Raw genomic sequence first — 15567 nt, 5'->3', positions numbered from 1 at the left:
ACTAATGTAAACTATTTTTATGCTATAGAAAGGTTGATAGAATTGACTGCAAATAGACAGTTGTGTATCGGATTATCCTTATCTGCAACTTGGATGAAAGGAGACGGCTGGAGGCGTCCAGACAGCGGTGTGGAAAAAATGGATTCCATTGACTACTATATTGATTTGGCAAAGATGGCGGAGAAGGCAAAGCTCGACTTCCTTTTCAAAGCGGATTATCTTTATGTTAGCCCGCAGATGCTGGGTGATTCCGTTAATTTCGGCAGCCCCGACCCTACCATGATGTTTGCGGCGATCGCTCGTGAAACCGAGCGGATTGGATTGGTTACAACGGTTTCCACCACTTTCAATCCGCCGTATGTTGTCGCAAGGCAGCTTCAGTCGCTGCACTGGCTCAGCAACGGTCGCGCCGGCTGGAATATCGTGACTTCGATTGAAGGCGCAGAAAATTTCGGTGATTCACCCATGCCTTCACCGCAAGAAAGATATGCGAAAGCCATGGAATTTACGGATGTCGCACGAAAGCTCTGGGAAAGTTTTCCGCACGAAGCAATTGTGATGGACCGCGAGTCAGGCCTATTTTCCGATAAGGACAAAATTTCCTCCATTCATCATTCGGGTGAGTTTTTCAGTGTCCGGGGACCGCTCACTTTGCCTGCCCATAAATCGGGATCCATTCCTTTATTTCAAGCAGGCGCGTCAGATATAGGACGAAACTTCGCCTCTTCCATAGCGGATGCTATTTTTGCGGCGATGCCGGACCTTGAGTCCGGAGTGGAATTGCGAAATGATTTGAGAAGAAGAGCCCAGGAACATGGACGCAATCCGGACGCCATCAAAGTTTTGCCCGGATTATATTTTTTCTTGGCTGAAACTCGCGAGGAGGCGCATGAATTACATAAGGCCGCACACGCACATTTGAGTACGGAGCGCAGACACGTATCGCTCAAATCCGTGCTGGGCCTTGATTTAAGCGGCTTTGCTTTGGATCATCGCGTAACTGCCGATATGCTTCCCGATCCGGATCAGCCAGTCCGCAGCCGGACACATGCCGAGCTGTTGCGCCGGTATATTACAAACCATCAGCCTACAGTGGAAGAGGTACTGGCAAGGCCGGAGGTCGTCGGATCCGCTCACTGGGTTTCCGTAGGAACGGTTGAGGACGTGCTGAACGATATTATGGAGCGGTTTGAGGCTGGAGCGATTGACGGATTTATAGCTCTTCCGGGCGGTTCAGAACAATCTATGGAACTATTTTTTGAAAAACTTATGCCGCAGTTGGTTGAAAGAGGCTTGTTCAGAAGCGAATATGCAGGCTCGACTCTGAGGGCACATTTGGGTATTTAACATCCATACTTATTAAAACATAGGACAGCCCTTCTAAGCCGAAAGCTTGGAAGGGCTGCCCCGTTTGTTTAAATAGGAAGCCGATGTTATTCCCATAAAATTGGAAAAGTGCATACCCGCGGGGTATGCACTTTGTCGCCTTCAGCAGCCTTCTGCCCGGCCGCACGGCTCAAGTTTCTTTTCTGAAATGCTTCATCAGAAATTTCACGAACACTTCATCGCGGACCAGCCACGCGGCATAATGCCGTTTAATAAAACGCTCCGCTTCCTCGTACGTTTCGTACGAGGCGTCGACTTCTTCGCCGTTAATCTCCATCTTCCACTTTCCGTCAAAGGGATAAAGGAAGAACCGCGTGTCGCTGCGGCCTTCATACAACGTTCCGAAGCTGCTGTTTTTCACGTTGTAATAGTTGCGGAAAGCATCCGTGCGGATCGGCTCGACGGAGAACGGCTCGGCCACATAGGCCGGGTAAACCTCGTCGGTCAGCGAGCAGCCGGAAGCCTTCGCATGACCGCCGCCGCCGTAGCGTCCGGCCACCTGGGAAACATCCACGTGATCGTGGATGGTCCGGAAGCTGACGCGCTTGCCGCCCATATTCAGAATCGCGATGTAATCCAGATGCGGGTACTCCTTGCCCAGCTCGTTGCCCAGCTCGGAATGATACGATTCCGCGTGGACAATGCCTACGCAGTAATCGTGAATGAAGGTCTGGACGATTTCCCGGCGTTTTCTCCGGATATAACGCTCGATTTTACTCTCTTCCATATCCAGAATTTTTTCTTCGAAATCATCGAAAGCGAACGGTTCCCTTCCCAGGAGTCGGGGCACCATTTTCTCCTCGAATTCGTCAATGGACACGAGGTAGAACAGATCGTTCAGCCGCTTGGCCTGCGCGTTGCCGTTCGCCTCCCATTCCCAAGTGTCGTACTGGCGGACCAGCTCGACGAATTCATCCAGCGCCGGAGTCGCTTTCAAAAACCCGTTCCGCAGCAGGTGCTCGTAGAACAGGGACGTCGCGGAAGCGAGCCTCCCGTCGGGATACGCCACGGTAACCGCCGCCCATGGATACGCATTGAAGTGCAGCGCCGTCTTATGGTGGTCGATCATGCTGATTTTGCCGCCGGATTGCGCGTATTCGTTCAGCTCCTGCTCGTTCTGTTCGTTAACGGACAAGTCTGTAATGTAGAGGTACTCGTGCTTGACCTTTCCCTGCCGGGCAAGTTCCAGAAACTTCTGGACCTGGACGTTCAGTCCTTCCACGGAGTTGTACCGGACCTCCGCTTCTTCACCGAACGCGCATTTGGCGAGAATGCCGCAGCCCACTCCGTCCAGGTCGTTATGTGTATACAAATGAATCATCGGACTCCGCCTCCTTGCCGTTAATTTCCCGTCCTTCGCCGGGCGGGTTTAATCCCTGCTAATTTTTCCACAGAACGGCCGGACTATGCAACCCTCTTTCTTTCGCTTCAACAACAAAAGGCACTTCCGCCGGTGAGATACCGCGCCTCGCGCGAGTACCTGGACCGGGAAAGTGCCCTGCCGGAACGGCTCTATTCAATGCCATTGTTGAACGTGCAATCGGATGTTACCCGGTCAGTTGACCGGTTCCTTGCCGGATAAATCCCGCCATTTCACGACGAACTCGCTGTGAAACGCTTCGCCCTTGTATTCGCTGTGCTCCTCCAGAGCGTTCCCGCATTCGCAGGAAATCTGATCGGCGCCGTAATTGTCCGTGCCGAACACGATGCGCTCGTCCCGGTAAGCACGCTGGCCGGGCACCACTTTATGTTCTTCTCCGCAGTTCAGACAGCGGATGACAAACCCTGCAGTCATGCCTTTCATCTCCCCCTGCTCTTATGATTCGTCCAGAAAATCCTTCAACCGTTTGCTGCGGCTCGGGTGTCTAAGCTTACGCAGAGCCTTCGCCTCGATCTGGCGGATTCTTTCACGGGTGACGCCGAATACCTGGCCGACCTCTTCCAGCGTGCGGGTACGCCCGTCGTCGAGCCCGAAGCGCAGGCGCAGCACGTTCTCCTCCCGCTCGCTCAGCGTGTCGAGCACGTCCTCCAGCTGCACCTTCAGCAGCTCGAACGCGGCGGCGTCGGCCGGAGCCATCGCGTCCTGGTCCTCGATGAAATCTCCCAGGTTCGTGTCGCTTTCTTCGCCGACAGGGGTTTCAAGCGACACCGGCTCCTGGGCGATCTTCATAATCTCGCGGACTTTCTCTACGCTGAGCTCCATCTCTTTGGCGATTTCCTCGGGAGCGGGCTCCCGTCCGAGATCCTGAAGGAGCTCGCGGGATACGCGGCTCAGCTTGTTGATCGTTTCCACCATATGAACGGGAATACGGATCGTGCGCGCCTGGTCGGCGATGGAGCGGGTGATGGCCTGACGGATCCACCAGGTCGCATAAGTACTGAATTTATATCCTTTGGTATAGTCGAACTTCTCGACGGCCTTCATCAGTCCCATATTGCCTTCCTGGATCAGATCAAGGAACAGCATGCCGCGGCCCGCGTATCTTCTGGCGATGCTGACGACCAGACGCAGATTCGCTTCCGCCAGAATACGCTTCGCTTCCTCGTCGCCCTGCTCGATCCGTTTGGCGATATTGACTTCCTCCTCAGCCGAAAGAAGCCCTACACGTCCGATTTCTTTCAGGTACATACGTACGGGATCATCCATGCGGATGCCATGCGGCAAAGACAGGTCATCCTGCTGCCCGCCCTGCTCCGCCTCCCGGGAGTCGTCTTTCCCCGGTTTCATAAACGGATCTAGTACCGGTTGGAATTGTCCTGCCTCTGTTCCTGTTTGTTGATCTTTTGTCATATGCTCAGCCCCCTGCTTCCCGAAACCGGAATCACGTCCAGTGCATTGTCGTTCTCTTCGTCTGCACCCGCCAAAGCCCCGGGTAATGACCGCAACTGCAACCGCTATAATTATGAGTATTGACACCAAGATGAAATTATGATATATTCTAAATACCTAACTAAAAAATAAGTACTTGTGATTTTATCACAGCTTTCTTTAAAATTCAAGCCCTTTTTCACTTTCCGTGGAAAAGGGTTTTTCTATTTTTTTCTTCTCGTAAATCCGCCGAAAAAAGAATCGGCCTTTCCGCTTTTTGTGATAAAATGATTCATATTGTATAGCAGATAAAGGATGAGTACTTTGCGAGAATTGATCTTTCCCTCCAAACAGACCGGTGATTCGCTGCTGTTCACCCAGTCCCATCACGGACATTTGTTTCACCGGATCAAACTGGTTTCCATACTGCTGATTGCCGTCTATCCTTATTACTTCTACGCGGATTTTTTCCTTTACCTGGACGTTCCCGACGAGGCTTACAGATACGGCTCCATCGGCATACATTTGCTGAGTACGCTGATCTCGGTTCTGTTCCTCATCCTGTACCGTCTGCTCCGGAATCAGACAGCCGCTTCACGGACGATCTGGCCGCCCCTCCTTGTAACTGCCTACACGGCCCTCTACCTATTTATCGGCATGCTCTCTTCGATCAACAGCCAAAGCCTGACCGGAAACGTAGACGCCTATATCATCATTCTGCTGAGTGCGGCCATAATCCTTCCCATACACCCTAAGAATTTTTTGGTTATTCTATTAATTAACCATCCGGTGTTCCTAGTCCTTCTTTCTATGGCAAACAAAGACAAATTCGATCTGCTGACCAAGCAAATCAATACGACGGGGACGGCGGTTATCGCTTGCTTTATCGTCCTTACCTTGTATAACCTGAGAAAAAAAGATTTTATCAACACCCGGAAGCTTCGGGAAAACGAGATTCATTTCCGGAAGCTGTTCGCCGTGAATCCTTATCCGCTCGTCCTGTCCCGTATCCGGGACAATACCGTCGTGCAGCTGAACGCCGAAGCCGCGCATTTTTTTCAAATTCCGCTGGACAGCGGCACGCCTGCCGACGCCTCCATTACTTATCCAAGCAGCGCGGACAAGGATGAGATCCTCCATGAGCTGCTGCAAAAAGACAGCATCAAGAACCGTATCTGCCAGCTGTCCGTCTCGCCTCATTCCCAGAAATGGGTCATGATCAACTATGAGCTCATTATATACGACAACGAAACGTGCGTACTCGCGGGGATTACGGATATTACGGAGCTAAAAAAAGCCGAGGCCGAGCTCGCGCGCTACGCGTCCCTCGACGCCCTGACCGGTGTCCTGAACAGAGGCCATGGGATGGCCCTTCTCCAGCAGGAACTTGTCCAGTGCAGAGAGCAGGGCGGCGAGCTGGTCGTTTGCTTCGTCGATATCAACAATTTGAAGGAAGTCAACGACCGCTACGGTCACGCCGAAGGAGACTCGCTCATTAACAAGGCGTGCGAAGTACTGCAGAGAAACCTGGAGCCGGAAGATTATCTGTTCCGCTACGGAGGAGATGAATTCGTCCTGGTGTTCCATACCCGGCCGGACGCCGCCGACCTCATCTGGAGCCGCATCCGCGAAGATCTGCTCATTCTTAGCCGGGAGCCGGATAGTCCTTTTCCCGTTTCGGTCAGCCACGGTTTCTTTGCTGTCGGGCCCGGCACGGACATGTCCGCCGCCGAAGTTATCGAAGCCGCGGATAAAGAAATGTATATCGAGAAGCATTCGTACAAAAATAATACGTGCTCCCCTCCGGATACGATATAACCGTTACGTATCCCCGTTCGCCCGGTTCGTCGCTTTCCCTACCGGCTAAGAACGGGGATTTTTTTGTTGGCTGTACGGCAGTGAGAAGGACGCTATCTATGGTTCCTCCATGACTAGTTGGCTTCAGAGAGACGGCAGCTTTTAGCCGAAAGTAAAACAACCACTTGCTATGCCCCACTACAGTTTCAAGCCCCACACCTTCAGTTCGATGAAGATGGACTCCAGCTGTTTTCCCTTGTCGGTTAACGTGTATTCCACGCGGGGCGGCACTTCGGGATACACGGTTCTCACGACTATTCCGCTCTCTTCCAGCTCCCTCAGACGAACGGATAACGTTTTGGGGCTGATGCCCTCCAAAGATTTCAGCAGTTCTCCGAATCTCACCGTTCCGTCGATCAGCAAATCCCGGATAATAAGAAAGGTCCATTTGCTGCCGATTATCCCCAAGGCCGCCTCGATCGGACACTTCGTACCGGGGTCGCCCTTGCTTAATTTAACTTCTTCCAACGATAGACCTCCCGTTTTTATTGCGTGAATGGAACCAACTATATCACAATAGTTACTTTAGGGAAATAAGGTGAATTAAATATCACTACTTTCCTAAATGAATTATTGGATTTAGAATAATTATCACCGGCCGCCCTTTTGCCAATCTACCTATCCTGGTTACGGCAGAAACGGTCCATCATGGCGAACTCAAATCGAGGAGGAAATTTAACATGACACTCGCAGGAAAAAAAATCGTGATTATCGGAGGCAGCTCCGGAATCGGGCTGGAGACCGCGGCTTTGGCCCTGGAGCAGGGGGCCGAGGTTGTGATCGCCAGCCGATCGGCGGACAAGCTCCGCCAAGCCCGGAATACGCTCGGGTCCTCCGTTTCGGCCTATGAGCTGGACATGGCCGACGAGCAGGCCGTCAAGGAATTTATGACGCGAGACGTCAAGCGCCTGGATCATCTGGTCGTCACCGCGGCGCAGACTTGGTCCGGCCCCTTCCTTGCCACCGAAACGGCCAAAGCCCGGCAGCTGTTTGACAGCAAATTCTGGGGGCAGTACCACGCGGCGAAGTATGCCGCTCCTCTCCTTGCGGAAGGCGGCTCCATCACTCTCTTCTCCGGCGTCGTTGCCTTCAAACCGATGGCCGGCTCCGCAAGCCTCGGTGCCGTGAATGCCGCCGTCGCTTCGCTCGGCCAGACGCTTGCCCTGGAGCTGGCTCCCCTGCGGGTCAATGTCGTCTCGCCCGGCATCATTGATACGCCTTCCCGTGCCGGCATGGATGACGCGGCCCGCAGCGCTTTCTACGAATCCGTGGCCGCCAGATTGCCGGCCAAGCGGGTCGGCCGGTCCCGGGACGTGGCCGAGAGCGTGCTGTATCTGATTCACAACAGCTTCGTAACCGGCACCGTTCTCCATGTTGAAGGCGGCCATTTGCTGACTTGATCGCAAAAAAAAGACCAGGCTCTTCGGTGGGGAGAGCCTGGTCTTTTTCTTATACCTGTCAGGAAGGAATATTTAAAGTCGCCTGTACGTTTTGGCGGTCCAGCTTTATTTGCTCCACCGGATCATAGGGATGGTAATATCCCTGCTCAATCATGTAATTCGTAATCCGCTCATGCGTCTGAACCGCTTCCCGCAAATGTTTGTGCAGAACCGCTTTGACTTCCGGAGTCGATGTCTCCGTAATCGCCACCGCGTAATTTTGAATGCCGGACTTTGCGGAAATAAGGAAATCCTGTGCAATTACCTGATCGGTCATGACATGCATGCCCGTTAAATACTCCAGTATGGGATTCACTTGTACGCCTCCTAATGGGATGTTCGGGACAGCAGCTGATCCAGCTCCTGGAGCTGGCGGCTCGATACCTGGACATCCTGCTGCAGGATGGATTTCAAGGCATCGTCGGAAACAAGCGCCTGCATGGTTTTCGCTTTAGTCAGACACACGTTTTTGAAGGCGGTGATTTCATGCAAATCCAGGGTCTCGTGCAGAGCCAATTTCGTAGGGGTCATTGTCTTCACCTCCGGACGGAAAATAAACCCAAAACTACGGTTTCAGAAGAACTTTAATGCAGCCGTCCGTCTTCGTATCGAAGACCTCGTACCCCTTCTTCGCTTCCGATAACGGAAGGATATGGGTGAACACATCCGACGGGTCCAGTTTGCCTTCTTCAATCAGATTATAGAGATACGGCATATAATGAATGACCGGCGCCTGTCCGGTGCGGAGATTGACGTTCCGCTGGAAAATATCGCCGAGAGGAAATCCGTTATATCGGGCTCCGTATACGCCGGTAATCTGGATCGTTCCGCCTTTACGGACGGCTTGGGTCGCGATTACAAGCGAGCCCATGGCTCCGCCCTGAAGCTTCAATCCCGTCGCCAGAAATTCCAGGGGCGTCATTTTTCCGTCCATTCCAACCGCGTCGATCACCACGTCGGCTCCGCCCTGCGTAATCTCTTTCAAGTGATTGCCGATGTTTTCTTCTTTCTCGAAATTGACGATTTCTACTTTATTCGTCCGTTTCGCATGCTCCAGCCGGTAGTCCACATAATCAACGGCAATAACCCGCTTGGCGCCCTTGAGCCAGGCGGCCTTCTGGGCAAGCAGTCCCACGGGTCCGCATCCTAGGATAATGACTGTGTCCCCGCTTTTTACGCCGGAGTTGTCCACACTCCAGTAAGCGGTCGACATGGCGTCCGCAAGCGGTGCCAGCTTCTCGTCTGGAAGTTCGCTGCTTTCGGGCACTTTAAACGGTGTAAAGTTGCCGTAAGGAACGCGCATGTATTCCGCTTGTCCGCCGGCATATCCTCCAGCCGTCTCCGAATAGCCGAAGTACGCGCCCATGTCCCCGTGCGGATTGGAATTGTCGCACTGGCTTTCCAGCTCGTGATTGCAGTACCAGCACGATCCGCACGCCACGTTGAAAGGGACAATAACCCTGTCGCCTTTTTTCAGCTTCGTAACCTCGGGACCGACTTCTTCCACGACTCCCATCGGCTCGTGGCCGATAATGTAATCCTGCGGAAAGTTCGGGATCATCCCGTGAATCAAATGAAGATCGGAGCCGCAGATGGCCGTGCTGGTCAGTTTGACGATAATGTCGTCCGCTTTCTCGATCCGCGGATCTTTCACTTCTTTAACCTGAACATTTTTAATGCCCTGGTAGGTGACTGCTTTCATAATCCGATTTCCTCCTCCATTAATGTTCCAGGTCCGCAAACAAGCCGAGGCGCGCCGTATCTTCGGGAAATAATTTCATGCCCGCTATTTGTACGGTCATCTGTGCGGAAGTCAGGTCCAACTGGAATTGTTCGCTTACATTGTACGGATGCAGCCACTTCTTATCGATCATCAGTTTGCTGATCTCTTCGTGAAGCTGTATGGCCTGCTCAAGCTGGCCCATCAACATCTTGCGCACTTCAGGTGTGGCCGTCTCCGATAACGCGAAAGCGCAGTTTCTTACCCCGTTCTTGACCGTAAGCAGAAAATCGAGCGCAAACATCGCATCCGCCTGATTTGGCATTCCTCTGGAATTAACGGGGTCCAGATAATCATTATTCATGGTAAGCTCCTCCATGCGCAGCCGCGCTAAATGGTTTACTGCACAGGCGCTTTGGCATAAAGCCCCTGCAGTTGTTGAATGGCCTGGACGGATTGCTGGACGTCTTTTTCCATCAGCGCTTTCAAATCCCTATCGAAAACAATCCCTTGCATAAATTTAGATTTAGTCAGGGCAACCGTTTTAAAATTTAGCATTTCGTGAATTTCCATCGTTTCATGCGGTGCCAGATGCTTTTGATCCATGTGCTAGTCACCTCATTTCCCAGCTTGTTAACAAGGCTATTTTCACCCCGTTCCGGTCGTTCATACGAGTGGATTCCCTTGTAAATCCTCCCAAAAGCCTTGCGATAATGTGAAAAAAAGGACCTGCGGCTGCAGGTCCTTTTTGTATACATGCTATTAGTTGACCGTCACGTAGACTTTGGTCGATTTCTTCGCGTACGTCACTGTAATCGTGGCTTTGCCTTTGCCGGTTGCCCGGATGATGCCGTCCTTCACGTCCGCTACACGGATGTTGGAAGATTTCCACAACGCCTGGACCGTAGCGTCCTGCTCGGACAGATCCTCGAACGTTGCCATAGCCTTCACGTTCGCCGTAGCTCCCGCTTTCAGCTCCACGGTAACTTTGTCGGTTTGCAAGTATTTCAATTTGTCCACATCGACGGGAATCGAAATGCTCTTGCCGCCGAACGTTGCGGAAACCGTCGTGCTTCCCGCGCTGACGCCCGTCACTTTCCCTGCGCTCACATCCGCAATTTTGTAGTTGCTGGACTTCCAGAGGACGCTCGAAGTAACGTCTTTCTTGCTTCCGTCCGAAAGAGTCGCCGTTACTTTGATTTGAACGCTCGATCCGGATTTGGTCGTCACGAAACGCTTGTCCACTTCGAGAGTAGAAACGACGCCGATTTCGACCGGAATCGTAACCGTCTTGCCGCCGTACTTCGCGGTGATCGTCGTTTTGCCGCGGGAGACCGGAGTCACGAGACCGTTATCCACCGTCGCGACTGCCGCGCTGCTGGAGGTCCACTCCGCCTCTTTCGTCACGTCTTTCGGCGTTCCGCTTCCATCCGTGCTCGTAAGAGTGATCAGTTTGTTCTCGCCGAGATCGAAATTCAGGAACGACGGATTCGCCGTCAGCTTGTCCGCCATATCGACTTGAACCTTGAATGTAACCGTCTTGTTATTGAAAGTGGCCGTAATGGTAGACTCGCCGGAAGCGACACCCGTTACCAGACCGGCATCTACGGTCGCCGCTTTCTCATTGGAGCTCGTCCAGGCCGCTTCTTTCGTCACATCTTCTTTGGTGCCGTCCGAATATGTCGCCGTCAGGTCCAGCACCTGAGTACCGGCCTTTTTCAAAGAAATGGTGGTTTTGCTGCCGGTGGTCAACGTTTTCAACACACCTACGGACACTTGAACGACAGCCGTTCTCGTACCGTACTTAGCCGTCACTGTAGCGGCACCTGTACCTACGCCGGTAATCACGCCTTTGCGTACTTCCGCGATGTCCGCGGCGCTGGAGGTCCAGTCGGCTTTCTCCGTTACGTCTTCCACCTTGCCGTCGCTGTAGATCGCGTTCAGCGTTACCTTCTCGTAGCTGCCCACTTGGAAGTTAACGGTTTTCACGCTTGCTTTGATCGTGTTCGGAATATCGACCGACACTTTAACAGTGACGGTTTTGCCGCCGTAAGTCGCGGTTACGTTGGCTTCTCCGGCTTTACGTGCGGTCACTTTGCCGTCCGTCACGCTGACAACCGCTTCGTTGTCGACCGTCCATTTGGCTTCATCCGCCACGTCTTCCTTCGTATCGTCGGCATAGGTCGCCCATAGGACGATCTGCTCCTCTTTGCCGGTTTGCAGGAACAACGGCTCCTTCTCGGCTTCCAGACGCTTCGGAACATCCACGTCTACGACGACCGAAACGGTTTTCGTGCCGTACTTGGCCGTAACGGTCACTTCGCCCGTAGCATTCGCGAAAAGCTTGCCTTTGACGACGCTGACGATATTCTCGTCGCTGGAAGTCCAGTCCGCGCGAGCCGTAATATCATCGGAGCTCCCGTCGGCATAAGTCGCTTTCAGGTTCAGCTGCTCCGTGCCGTTTTTCTTCAGCAGAACCGTTTCCTTGCCCAAGTCCAGCTTGATGGCATTGTCCACGTCTACCTTGATAGACGCCGACTTCGTGCCGTAGCTTGCCTTGATCGTAGCTTTACCCGGTCCATACCCGGTAACTTTGCCTTTCAGGACATCCGCCACATTCGGGTTGTCGGATTCCCACTCGGCGATGTCCGAAACATCCTCGGAAGTACCGTCGGGATAAGTCGCGATTAACGTGATCGCTTCCGAGTCTTTCAGAAGCATGGAGATCTGCGATTTATCGGGATCTACCCGCTTCGCGATTTCGATGCTGACCGGTACGGAAACGGTCTGGTTGTTATATTTCGCGGATACGATCGCCGTACCCGAGCTTTGACCTGTGACGAGACCGTTGACTACCGTAGCCACGGAACCGTTGTCGATGTTCCATTCGGCCTTCTTCGTTACGTCTTCGTTCGTACCGTCGTCATAGTAGGCCGTCAGTTTAATTTGTTCGGATTTGCCTTTGCGCAAATCAATCGTTTGTACGTCTTTAATGAGAGAACGGACATGCTTGCTTACCGTCACGTTGACGATAACCGTTTTCCCTTTATGGGTGGCCGTAATGACGGCTTTGCCTTCTTTCTTCGCCGTAACCGATCCCGCATACACGGATGCGATTTCCGGAGAACCTGAGGTCCAGTCGGTTTTAACCGTTACGTTCTCGGTCGCGCCGCTGTCGTAGACCGCGGTTGCCGTAAGGGAAGCGGTGCCGCCTACCTCCAGCGAAAGTTCGTTTTTGTTCAGCACCAGGCTGGTAACTTCCAACGCCATCGCGCTCATTGCGCCGAAGCTGCTCGATACCAGAGTTAAGGTAAGGAATAAAGCCAAAATCCTCATTGCCCGCATCATTTCATCTCCTAGTCTTTGTTCTTGTTGGACAGCTTCGCGGAAACCTGCTTAGACAAACATTCCTTCCGCAACTGTTCAAAAAGCTGACCTTCTTTTCGTGCCGAACCCGAACTGTAATTTCGACGTCCTTGTCGGTACCTGGAAAATGTGATCCTCCTTTTAGGTCAATGGCGTTCGCCCGGCAGAAACGGTAACTTCCGATTAAGCGTTTCATTAACGCTTGACTGGCGGTTTACCCAATTGTTGGAATACCCTCTTCTAATATCGACAAAAGAGAACAAAATGTTTAGCCTCAATCTCCATAAACAATCATCCGTGCAGAAAATTTTCGTCCTTTTTCCCGTTCGGTTCCCCTTGCTCACAAAAACGCATTGCCCGGCAGCACGTAAAAAAGCCCGAGACTTTGCCCGGGCTTTTAAGATTTCCGTTCCGTTCCGCGCTCAACCCCAAGGCACAAGGGCCGCATTACGTTATTATTGGTTTTGGTGCTTTTCGAACAAATCGTTCAGCTTGCGCGCCGCCTCGTTATACGGCTGGATGCCGCCGTTATCGACGTGGAAATAGAAATTGCCGTCCGCGAAGCCCAGGTACGTGAACTGATCCTTCGCCATCAGGATTTCCTCCGTCTGCTCCAGGTAATAATAAGTAGTGTCGAAGCCTTTGAAAACGGCCGCGCCCGGAAGCTCGACATCGCCGGACTTAAGCTTTTCATCTACCGCTTTATACATAATCCTCGATGTCTTGTCCTCATAGTAAGCGACATAGAAGTTTTTATACTCTTCCACAGCATCCCCGTCCAGCTCATCCTGCCCTTTCAGGAACGGAGTTCCGAGAATAGCGGAAACTTCCTCCGCCTTCTGTCCCAGATGCAGTCCGTTCAGGACAAACGCCCCGCCTTCCACACCGACAACCGGCTTGTCGAAGCGCTTGCCGTACTTCCCCGTTTTCTCCATGACACGGTCGATCAGGACGGCCGCTTCGGCGCGGGTAACGGGAGCCTCCAAGGCCAGATCACCATCGGCACGCCCCTGCAGGATGCCTTCTTTTACGCAAAGCGCCACGGCGTCCTCGTCCGGAACCGATTTAAACCTCCATTCCGGCTGAATCAGCTTGCTCACCACACGCACGATTTCGAGGCGGGAAGCGGGATCGAGCATCGTTTTCGGGAAAGCTTCGTCCACAAGACCTATCTCCGCTTGCGCTTTATTTAAATAAGCCCCGTACCAGGCTGCATAACTGCCCAGATCGGGTTCGTAAGACGGATCGCTCGCCATCACGGCCATCTTGACGAACTGGATACCCGTTACCTTCGCACCCGGATCGAACGTTTTCTCGGACACCCCGTCAATCACGCGCATTTGAGACGTGCTGATTAAACTCTCCTGCGCCCAAGGAACCCCGTCGATATCCTCGTAAAGCCAGTGAGCGCTTGCGGGCGACGCAGCCGTGACCAGCACGAGCGCGGTTCCGGCGGCCAGTGCGCTTTTTTTCCAAAAAGACCGTTTCATTCTCCTATGCTCCCCCTCATTGTTTGGATGTGCATTTTATCCCCACATGGTATGCAGTATTTTTCGCGATAGAAGCAGCAAAGTCCTCTCTTAAACGGAACGCTAAACAAACCAAGTGACCTTAAAAACCTTTAGGACCGAATACGCTTTTGAAATCGCTTTCTTTTCTGCAATAAAAAGATGGTCCCCCAAGGTCATCTTTTTGTGTCCGGGACCAGAGGCGACTTAACCGGCCCGGCCCCTTCCTTTAACCTTTTCAGGCCCATCTTGTCCTCACATACTCGCCTGCGCGCTTGCGCGCCTCTTCAGGCTCCACCGGCAGCCTCTTACTGCATTTTCCGCCGGTACACCACGCGGGACCACAGAAAAATCGCATTGCCTAGAAGCAGAATCGTAAACTCCCATCCCGTCTTCCCCGTGCTGAAAAAATTATAAAGCCCCCAGACAAGCAGCGCCGTCGTATAAAAAATAAAAGCAATCTTCGCCGACTTGTCCGTCTGATATCGTTCCATTTCATCCGCTTTACGCAGGTTCAGTTTCATAACCTTTTCCTCCCGGTCCATGATGCATAAGCTCTTTTGTGATTTCATTTAAAATGTCAAATATCTTTTACATACCTTCATTATAAAAGAACGGACAGAAATGTCAAATAGTTTTTACATTTTAAAAAACGCTTCCTTAATGGGAAACGTTGTTCGCGCTTCATCACGGTTATTCGCGGGATCCGTTAATATCTGGAAACGTCCGTAAGTTGTCCGAAACCCGTTTACCGGCGGTGCCTGCGGGGTAAGGATATGCTGTAACCGGAAGAAAGCTAAGCGAAATGAGTGAATACTTTACGAAACTTGAGGAGGTAGTTCAAAATGGATAAGAAAATTGTTGGTGTTTTCGATACAGAAAGAGAAGCTATTCAAGCGATCGATGGTCTTAAACAGCAAGGTTTCCATGCCGACGATATCTCCGTTATTGCCAAGGATAAACAAGATTCAGCCGATATTTTAGATGAAACCGGAACGAAAGCGCCTGAAGGCGTAGCCACGGGCGCAGCTACAGGCGGCGTTCTCGGCGGTGTGACCGGCCTGTTGGCCGGAATCGGCGCGCTGGCCATTCCAGGCGTCGGCCCCTTCATCGCGGCGGGACCAATTGCCGCTACATTGACGGGTGCCGCTGTCGGAGCGGGCGCGGGCGGTATCGTGGGCGGCCTGGTAGGCATGGGCATCCCGGAGGATGAAGCCCGGCAGTACGACAACTATGTCAATGACGGCAAAATCCTCGTCCTCGTCGATTCCGAGGCCGAACGCGACGCTCACGTTTACGACACCTTCCGTACGAACCGCTCCCTGAACGCATCCACTTACGACGATCAGGTGTTCCGCGATACGGATACCCCGGCCTACGATGTCAATTCGGGTCTGCCTTACAATGCGCCGAATGATGACATTGACCGTTCGCGCCGTCTGTAAGACCGCGCCAAGCCGATCGGACACGTTCCCTATTCAA

The 15567-nt window shown here is 52.6% G+C and carries 16 protein-coding genes; 4 read left to right on the top strand and 12 right to left on the bottom strand.

The window, feature by feature from the left end; genetic code table 11:
- Window positions 1-42: 42 nt before the first annotated feature.
- The gene (locus ABH899_RS20650; RefSeq protein WP_370000049.1) at window positions 43-1347 is read left to right on the top strand and encodes an NtaA/DmoA family FMN-dependent monooxygenase; all 1305 of its coding nucleotides are present in this window, start codon (window positions 43-45) and stop codon (window positions 1345-1347) included.
- A 169-nt stretch (window positions 1348-1516) separates the two neighbouring features.
- Here the strand turns inward: ABH899_RS20650 and ABH899_RS20645 are convergent, their stop codons facing one another.
- From ABH899_RS20645 to rpoD, 3 genes are all read right to left on the bottom strand, one after another.
- Entirely contained in the window at window positions 1517-2707 is a 1191-nt protein-coding gene (locus ABH899_RS20645) for a DHH family phosphoesterase (RefSeq protein ID WP_370000046.1), read from the bottom strand.
- 234 nt (window positions 2708-2941) lie between these two features.
- Window positions 2942-3181: a hypothetical protein gene (locus ABH899_RS20640; protein ID WP_231392109.1), complete on the bottom strand. Its 240-nt coding sequence runs from the start codon at window positions 3179-3181 to the stop codon at window positions 2942-2944.
- A gap of 21 nt (window positions 3182-3202) precedes the next feature.
- Window positions 3203-4114, bottom strand: a complete 912-nt coding sequence (gene rpoD / locus ABH899_RS20635; protein WP_196809670.1) for an RNA polymerase sigma factor RpoD — start codon at window positions 4112-4114, stop codon at window positions 3203-3205.
- 396 nt (window positions 4115-4510) lie between these two features.
- On the opposite strand from rpoD, the gene ABH899_RS20630 reads away from it, so the two are divergent.
- Window positions 4511-6013, top strand: a complete 1503-nt coding sequence (locus ABH899_RS20630; RefSeq protein ID WP_370000042.1) for a sensor domain-containing diguanylate cyclase — start codon at window positions 4511-4513, stop codon at window positions 6011-6013.
- 177 nt (window positions 6014-6190) lie between these two features.
- Here the strand turns inward: ABH899_RS20630 and ABH899_RS20625 are convergent, their stop codons facing one another.
- A complete protein-coding gene (locus ABH899_RS20625; protein ID WP_370000039.1) occupies window positions 6191-6520 on the bottom strand; it encodes a winged helix-turn-helix transcriptional regulator in 330 nt (109 codons plus the stop codon).
- 212 nt (window positions 6521-6732) lie between these two features.
- Between ABH899_RS20625 and ABH899_RS20620 the strand changes: the two genes are divergently transcribed.
- Window positions 6733-7452 carry an SDR family oxidoreductase gene (locus tag ABH899_RS20620; protein WP_370000036.1) on the top strand — a complete coding sequence of 240 codons (720 nt, stop codon included), beginning with the start codon at window positions 6733-6735 and terminating at the stop codon, window positions 7450-7452.
- Window positions 7453-7510: 58 nt separating this feature from the next.
- On the opposite strand, the gene ABH899_RS20615 is transcribed toward ABH899_RS20620, so the two are convergent.
- The 8 genes from ABH899_RS20615 to ABH899_RS20580 form a co-directional block, all read right to left on the bottom strand.
- Window positions 7511-7807 carry a spore coat protein gene (locus ABH899_RS20615; RefSeq protein WP_218228936.1) on the bottom strand — a complete coding sequence of 99 codons (297 nt, stop codon included), beginning with the start codon at window positions 7805-7807 and terminating at the stop codon, window positions 7511-7513.
- 11 nt (window positions 7808-7818) lie between these two features.
- Window positions 7819-8022, bottom strand: a complete 204-nt coding sequence (locus ABH899_RS20610) for a hypothetical protein (RefSeq protein ID WP_009672022.1) — start codon at window positions 8020-8022, stop codon at window positions 7819-7821.
- Between the two features lie 34 nt (window positions 8023-8056).
- Window positions 8057-9193, bottom strand: a complete 1137-nt coding sequence (locus ABH899_RS20605; RefSeq protein ID WP_009672237.1) for a zinc-dependent alcohol dehydrogenase — start codon at window positions 9191-9193, stop codon at window positions 8057-8059.
- 19 nt (window positions 9194-9212) lie between these two features.
- Window positions 9213-9575, bottom strand: a complete 363-nt coding sequence (locus ABH899_RS20600) for a spore coat protein (RefSeq protein ID WP_009672158.1) — start codon at window positions 9573-9575, stop codon at window positions 9213-9215.
- A gap of 35 nt (window positions 9576-9610) precedes the next feature.
- Entirely contained in the window at window positions 9611-9817 is a 207-nt protein-coding gene (locus tag ABH899_RS20595; RefSeq protein ID WP_009672254.1) for a hypothetical protein, read from the bottom strand.
- Between the two features lie 156 nt (window positions 9818-9973).
- Window positions 9974-12559: an Ig-like domain-containing protein gene (locus ABH899_RS20590; RefSeq protein ID WP_370000029.1), complete on the bottom strand. Its 2586-nt coding sequence runs from the start codon at window positions 12557-12559 to the stop codon at window positions 9974-9976.
- Window positions 12560-13032: 473 nt separating this feature from the next.
- Window positions 13033-14067, bottom strand: a complete 1035-nt coding sequence (locus tag ABH899_RS20585; RefSeq protein ID WP_370000026.1) for an S-layer homology domain-containing protein — start codon at window positions 14065-14067, stop codon at window positions 13033-13035.
- A gap of 326 nt (window positions 14068-14393) precedes the next feature.
- Window positions 14394-14609, bottom strand: coding sequence for a hypothetical protein (locus tag ABH899_RS20580; RefSeq protein WP_256123845.1), 216 nt, complete (start codon window positions 14607-14609; stop codon window positions 14394-14396).
- Window positions 14610-14930: 321 nt separating this feature from the next.
- On the opposite strand from ABH899_RS20580, the gene ABH899_RS20575 reads away from it, so the two are divergent.
- Window positions 14931-15530, top strand: a complete 600-nt coding sequence (locus ABH899_RS20575; RefSeq protein ID WP_370000023.1) for a general stress protein — start codon at window positions 14931-14933, stop codon at window positions 15528-15530.
- Window positions 15531-15567 lie beyond the last annotated feature (37 nt).

This window comes from Paenibacillus sp. RC84, assembly GCF_041260495.1.
Lineage (GTDB): Bacteria > Bacillota > Bacilli > Paenibacillales > NBRC-103111 > Paenibacillus_F.
Note: the sequence above shows the minus strand (reverse complement) of the source record. Positions and strands in the feature narration are given on the sequence as shown.

Excerpts from the sequence above, each read along its gene's own strand:
- ABH899_RS20645 (WP_370000046.1), bottom strand. The coding sequence starts at position 2,707 with ATGATTCATTTGTATACACATAACGACCTGGACGGAGTGGGCTGCGGC.
- ABH899_RS20640 (WP_231392109.1), bottom strand. The coding sequence starts at position 3,181 with ATGACTGCAGGGTTTGTCATCCGCTGTCTGAACTGCGGAGAAGAACAT.
- rpoD (WP_196809670.1), bottom strand. The coding sequence starts at position 4,114 with ATGAAACCGGGGAAAGACGACTCCCGGGAGGCGGAGCAGGGCGGGCAG.
- ABH899_RS20630 (WP_370000042.1), top strand. The coding sequence starts at position 4,511 with ATGAGTACTTTGCGAGAATTGATCTTTCCCTCCAAACAGACCGGTGAT.
- ABH899_RS20620 (WP_370000036.1), top strand. The coding sequence starts at position 6,733 with ATGACACTCGCAGGAAAAAAAATCGTGATTATCGGAGGCAGCTCCGGA.
- ABH899_RS20610 (WP_009672022.1), bottom strand. The coding sequence starts at position 8,022 with ATGACCCCTACGAAATTGGCTCTGCACGAGACCCTGGATTTGCATGAA.
- ABH899_RS20605 (WP_009672237.1), bottom strand. The coding sequence starts at position 9,193 with ATGAAAGCAGTCACCTACCAGGGCATTAAAAATGTTCAGGTTAAAGAA.
- ABH899_RS20600 (WP_009672158.1), bottom strand. The coding sequence starts at position 9,575 with ATGAATAATGATTATCTGGACCCCGTTAATTCCAGAGGAATGCCAAAT.
- ABH899_RS20595 (WP_009672254.1), bottom strand. The coding sequence starts at position 9,817 with ATGGATCAAAAGCATCTGGCACCGCATGAAACGATGGAAATTCACGAA.
- ABH899_RS20590 (WP_370000029.1), bottom strand. The coding sequence starts at position 12,559 with ATGATGCGGGCAATGAGGATTTTGGCTTTATTCCTTACCTTAACTCTG.
- ABH899_RS20585 (WP_370000026.1), bottom strand. The coding sequence starts at position 14,067 with ATGAAACGGTCTTTTTGGAAAAAAAGCGCACTGGCCGCCGGAACCGCG.
- ABH899_RS20580 (WP_256123845.1), bottom strand. The coding sequence starts at position 14,609 with ATGAAACTGAACCTGCGTAAAGCGGATGAAATGGAACGATATCAGACG.
- ABH899_RS20575 (WP_370000023.1), top strand. The coding sequence starts at position 14,931 with ATGGATAAGAAAATTGTTGGTGTTTTCGATACAGAAAGAGAAGCTATT.